Source organism: Nostoc sp. 'Peltigera membranacea cyanobiont' 232, from assembly GCF_002245985.1.
In the GTDB taxonomy this organism is placed as follows: Bacteria; Cyanobacteriota; Cyanobacteriia; order Cyanobacteriales; family Nostocaceae; genus Nostoc.
This window is the reverse complement of record NZ_NOLK01000264.1, coordinates 1-6,079: the sequence shown is the minus strand read 5'-3', so window position 1 is coordinate 6,079 and position 6,079 is coordinate 1. Positions and strand designations below refer to the sequence as shown.

General features: G+C 43.4%; 1 protein-coding gene and 1 pseudogene. Both read right to left on the bottom strand.

From position 1 onward, the window contains the following. Positions 1–167 precede the first annotated feature (167 nt). Positions 168–770: pseudogene (locus CDG79_RS38405) on the bottom strand (tryptophan-rich sensory protein); the annotation flags it as partial. Between the two features lie 607 nt (positions 771–1,377). Beyond that, positions 1,378–5,691 carry a phytase gene (locus CDG79_RS38400; protein ID WP_442946284.1) on the bottom strand — a complete coding sequence of 1,438 codons (4,314 nt, stop codon included), beginning with the start codon at positions 5,689–5,691 and terminating at the stop codon, positions 1,378–1,380. Between the last annotated feature and the right edge of the window lie 388 nt (positions 5,692–6,079).

Here is a 6,079-nt window from a genome sequence, read left to right as displayed (position 1 = left end):
CATCCAAGCAAGGAGGGCTTAACCCGCATTTCTCACAAGCTTGAAATGCAGAAATGCAGAGGGGCAGAGGGGCAGAGGGGAAAGAACTTGTACAATAACTCTCCTTTGCTCCCCTGCTCCCCTGCTCAAGAGTACAAGGTTTTGAGAGATGTGGTGAGAAATCCGGGTTAAATATGTTCTTGTTGGGTGCGTAAGCTGTTAATTGTAGCGGTTAAAACTAAGACAATTGCTAAAATCAACGCTGCATTTCTGAGTATAGGGTTATTCCAGTGCTTGAGTGCGATCGCTACCAATGCCCAAAGGATTACTCCTGTATAAGCCATGTCTCGACGCTGAATAAAAATAACTGCTGCAACTGCTGTTGCCATCGATAACATAATCAGAGTCCAGATCGCAGGAGAAATTCCCCAACCGTTCCATCCCTGAAAATACAAGGTACATGCTATGTTAACAATGGTTGCCACACTAATCCAGCCTAGATAAATGCCGATGGGAAAGTGAATACACCATTTCATCAGCCGGGTTACACGCTTTTTGCCAATTTCTAACTGCACATAAATACCAATCAGGGGCAATAGAATCAAGAGCATTGCAATTACAGAAAGAGCAAAAAGCCTAGACAAGAACAGATACACCCAGACACTTTGAGCAACACAGGCGATCGCTAACAGATAACCTGTCTTACGTAAATCAGGCTCATGTCGTTGGTTAGGTAGGGCTTGATATACCCCAAAAGCAAACAACCCAAGGTAAATCAGTCCCCAAATAGCAAGTCAATTTTTTTAACGAATCACCAAGAACGCCTTCGCGCAGCGTCTCGTAGAGGAGAACGCACAGAGAACAGAGAAATGCTTACCCAAGGGTATTGGCATATAAGTTGGATGCACTAGGCTAACCGAAAACTTACGCCAAAAATAGCCCAAACCTTATATAGAACTAGTAGTCTGTCAATAAATAATTGATGGATAAATTTCCTGTAGAGACGGCGATTTATCGCGTCTTTCTAACCGTCAAAACAAATTTGACAGACCACTAGTATTTGATTTTTGAAATCTTACGTAGGGTGCGTTACACTACGCTAACGCACCCTACAAATACTTATATTTTTTCAAAAATCAAATACGATTCCTATAGAACTTAAGCACTGTACAAATTAATCATGGTGTGAATTTACGAGAATAGGTTGTTTCAGGCTCAACGCACTTGTATTCTGAACCAACGCACTTGTATTCTGAACCAACAGACTTGTATTCTGAACCAATCGTTATGCACATAATAGCCAAATTGGACAGTGCGTAAATCCTACTTTATTTTTCGGTAGGGGTAATTCATGAATTGCCCCTACTACCTGTGGTTTGGCGTAAGTCCTAGAACAAATTAAGCCACAATGCTAGGCGAGAAAACAAAGTCATTTACAGTCAGGCTAGTTGAGGTAATTCCTTGCAATAAAACCAACTCTGTATTTCCGGTTTTAACTAGAGTGTCACTACCCTGTTGCAATAGTGCGATCGCACTAAACTGAGTTACGCCAATACCGCCAAGTCCGATTTTGTCAATCCCGATTGTAAAGTCAGTAATGATGTTCTTGCTAGCTGGCAAACTGGCGTTAGCAATCCAGAATTGATCTGCACCAGTACCACCACTCAGACGATTACTGCCCTGTTGACCAGCAAATAGCACATCATCACCATCGCCACCAAATAGCGAATCATTGACATTAGAGAAGAGTTTATCATCACCGGAACCACCATACAGACGGTTATTGCTGCCGTTACTGGTGAGAGTGTCGTTACCTGAACCACCGAATAATGATTGGCGAGAACCTTCAATTATTGTGAGAGTATCATTACCTTCCGCCCCAAACAAATTATTAACACCATTGGCTTCCACTACAGTAATAACATCATCACCATTGCCACCATCAGCACTGGTATTTTCCGCCGCGCCATTTTGACCAATAAATATTTGATCGTTACCGTCATTCCCTGATACTGAAGATTCACTCCCTGCAAGCACTATGTCATCACCATTTCCAGCCAGAATTGTGTTATTTTTAGTGCCTTCTACAAAGTCTGCTCCGTCACCTGCACTAAAGAATTGTCCTGGCTCAAGATTGACAGTATCGCTGTTGCTAGAACCAAAGCCATTAGGGAAAGTAGGCTGTGCAGTTGTCAGATTATTGGGTAGTTCGAGAATGCCGAGTTTCTCCGCAGGTGTATTACCTGTAATGTTGAAGTCGTTGTCGTTAATCAAGGCTAGGGTATTAGGTGCTACCAGTGCCAAACCTTCTAATTTTTCTACCCCGGTGTAACCCAACTGAGCAGCATTAGCAATCAAACTCTTGGTGACAGGAGTAATATTGGCAGCAGCTAACTCAGCAGAGGTCAATTGTTCAATGGTTTTACCATCTGGCAAGGTAAAGTTAGCAGGGTTGTTGATGTTGGTCGCCCCAGCTAAATCAATTTGGTAAATTAGTTTATTGCTAGCAGATGTACCATTGTCATCTCGCTCAACTACTGCAAATTTGCCGTTACCCAAGGAAACTGCATCGCCAATTTTATCGGTTCCTGGTAAACCTTGCAGAAGATATAAATACTCTCCTGTTACCTGCTTGGTGACAATATCAAACTCTAGAATTCGCAGGTTTAGAGAAGCTTTGGAAGTTGCATCATTGGCAACATCGGGATTATCGATCGCACTCTGAATAAAGGCATATAATTTATTACCTTGAAGTGCTACAGCTTCAAATCCCCGGTTATTACGGCGTTGGGCATAAACTGCTGGCAATACCTCTGTACCAAAAGTTCCGCCGGGTTCGTCTGGGTTGGGTGCGGTGGCAGTTCCTTGAGGGATAAAGCGATCGCTCAGTTTACCATTAACATCAAAGTGGTAAATTGCGGGACGGTATTCATCTACCATCCAGTAGTCTCCATTTTCCGCTATTACAATCCCTTCTAAGTCAGCACCCAAAGGATCGTTAGCTAAAACATTATTATCTAAGTCAACGGCAATTTCATCAGTATAAGCAGTACCATTTGCCCCAGCTTGCAAATTAGGCAATCCCGTTAATGGAGTTGTACCATCTTGGCGGAATAGTCCAGTTCTCTTGGTAATGCTAATTTCGCCTGTGGTGCGGTTGAGTTCAAAGCTAACTATTTCTGGCTGAAAGCCGGGTAATAAAAATGGTCTTTTGACACCATCAGGTTCTCCATTAGGGCCGCGGTCTGTGTTAGTGACAAATTTTAAGTTGCCATTTGCTGCAAACCCTTGGAAATACAATCCAGAAAAACCACCTAAGAAAATATCTTGACCTTTAGAAGTTGTTCCTAGCTTGGGTAGGTCTTCAAATTCATAAATTGTCAGCTTGGGTTGAGCAACAGGATTGCGGGGATCGTAACTTGTGGTGTCAATATTTAGAGAATTGGGCAAGGCATTGGCAATATTTTCCCAAGGCACTAACTTAAAGTTAGAACTGACGTTTTCACCATCAATTGTCTTAGCCGGTTCATTGGAGCCATCTTGAGTGACAAATAAACCAAATGGGAAGTTAGGCCCCAGTGGTACGTTAATCACATCTGCACCATCTGACTCTTGCACGCTATCAATTGACCCATTATTACCAACGGCAAAGTTGCCCACATATTCGTTGTTACCTTCACGGGTGTAGGCAACAAAGGTACTATCGCCTTGGCTGGATGCTAACAGATAACCTGTGCCGTTTTTGCCGTAGTATATGGTTAACCCTTCGGCATCATCGGTGAGGTGAGAACCGCCTTCAAAACGAACGCGATCGATTAGCTTACCTGTTGTGCCCCCGTCTGGTTCTGCGTCGAATTTCCAGATACCTACATCCTCTTGGGCTATGTAGAGAAAGCCGGTTTCTTGGTCAACTACCATACCCTCTGTTTGGGGAGAACGGTCTGCTGCTGTGGGTGAGGGGATGGTAAATTCCCGCACCAGTTGCGCTCCAATTTGGCCATTACCTTTGTCAATTAGTTTGAATTGAGCTATGTCTCCAGTTTGGCGGCGACTAGTGAAGACATAGTAATCATTAGTTACAGGGCTACGGTATAAGGTAACTCCGTAAGAACTGCGAGTTGATGCGGAATAGGGAGGTTCAAAAGGTGAGGTTTGGAAGATTGTGCCAATATTGCTATCAGTGATATCTTCCAGGTAGTTATCATCTGCGCCAGGATTGGGATTAATTTTGAAGATTGCTAGTTTATCATTTTGGCGATCGCTAGCTACGGCAATATCAATAGATTGATTGCCTAATTTAAAACCGTATTGCAAATCAATATTGTTGTAGCGAATACCACCAGGATTAACCGTCTGCAACAAATTACCAGACAAATCATAAACCCGCAATCCGGCATTTTTCACTGAAGTTAGGACTAAACTATCAGCAGCATTTGTGGCATTAACATAAATGGCAGGGTCATCAGCGTCGGCATTTTGATCTACAGCAGGTAGTGCTGGTTCTTCATCGTCAAATAAACTAGGACGAGTTTCTACCGTAGGTGCAGCAGTGGGAACCAAGTCTGCACCCAAGGTGAGGATTTGGGTATATTGACTGCCACTAAAGTTGTTATCACTCACCAGCACAATTGATTGACGACCATCTGCTAGTTTAGGGCCGAAGGCAAGACCTTCTATATTATCTACCCCTGTAATCGGGTGATTTGCATCAGTAGGCAGATTCAGGTCAGTGAAATTCAACAGTAAGCGCTTTTGGGCGGGTTTAATCGCTGCTAGTTGTTCAGCACTCAAATTATTGAGAGAATTGTAGAAACTAATGTCAGTTGCACCTTGCAAAGAAACTTCGTAGATTTTGATGGTGTTGCCTACACCTTGGGCAAATGAGCGTTCTAGGGCGAGGAAAGTACCACGATTATCTATTGCCAATAAATCCGCCAAACCATTGTCAGCAGAGCCTGTGCTTGGGTTGGGTGCTTCGGGAATTGCATCGGTGATGTAGAGGTATTCTTTTTCTGGTTGTCCAGTAACTAGATTGAATTGCAGAATTCGGGAAGGACTACCACTGGTCAGCGAAGCCTTTAATCCATCTTGGGAGAGCGCGTTTTCAGTGGCGGTGAATAAGGTTTTTTGGTCGGGTGTAATGGTGAGGCTTTCAAATGCTAAGTTATTGTATACGCCTGATGTCTGCGTATCTCCGGCATCTACAATACCATCGCCGTTAGTATCTTCAACTACTGGCAGGAATTTGCTGGGGATAGGTAGCTTACGCACTTCTTGCCCTGTAGCTAAGGAAAACTCTTTAATGAAAGGATTGCTAACCCGACCAGCAGTAGGATTAACTTCGCCTTCAGAAGAGATGAAAACAGTACCATTGTTGGTAAAAGCAATGCCTTCAGGGTCGAGGCTGTTTAGTGCAAAAAAGTTGCCGTTGATATCTTTTAGGGTGGTGACATTGGTAAAAGTCACCCCGGAATCGGTAGCAGTGAAAGTATAAAAACGGGCAGGGGCAACTTGAGAGCGATCGTCTGAGATAGCATAGTAGCGGTTGTTCTCTGCATCATAAGTAACACCAGACAATCCACCTAATGGAGTTTCTACTCCATTTACAGTTCCCGCAGCACCAGCAGGAATAAAGCCAGTAGCAAAGGTAGTCTGTCTTTCAAAGCCTACATTAGGAATGGTATTACCTGGTTGAGTCGGCCTAGTTTGCACATCTGCGAACACCAAGCGATAGTCCAAGGAAGTATTGAACTGAGAAAAGCGAATTGTGTTTGTAGTGACCATAAGTTTAGGAAGTTGATTCAAGATATTAGAGTGTTTGGAAAATTTGACTTATGGAGGAGTTAGGAACCGCAGAGGAAACCGAGAAATGAGAGTTTAAGAGATATTTTTTCTTGCAAAGCCCTTATTACAAACTCTTTCTCTGCACCGAATGGCACTAAGTTAAGCTGAAGGGTAAGCGGCGTAAGGATTGCAGAGGTGCAGAGAAGAATGGCACGCTTGATAAGGGAAAATCGTTGAGGCCGCAGGGGTGCAGAGGAGCGGAGGAGCAGGGGAGAAAGAAGAAATTTTAGGCATTGCGTTCAGATATTTAGAAATT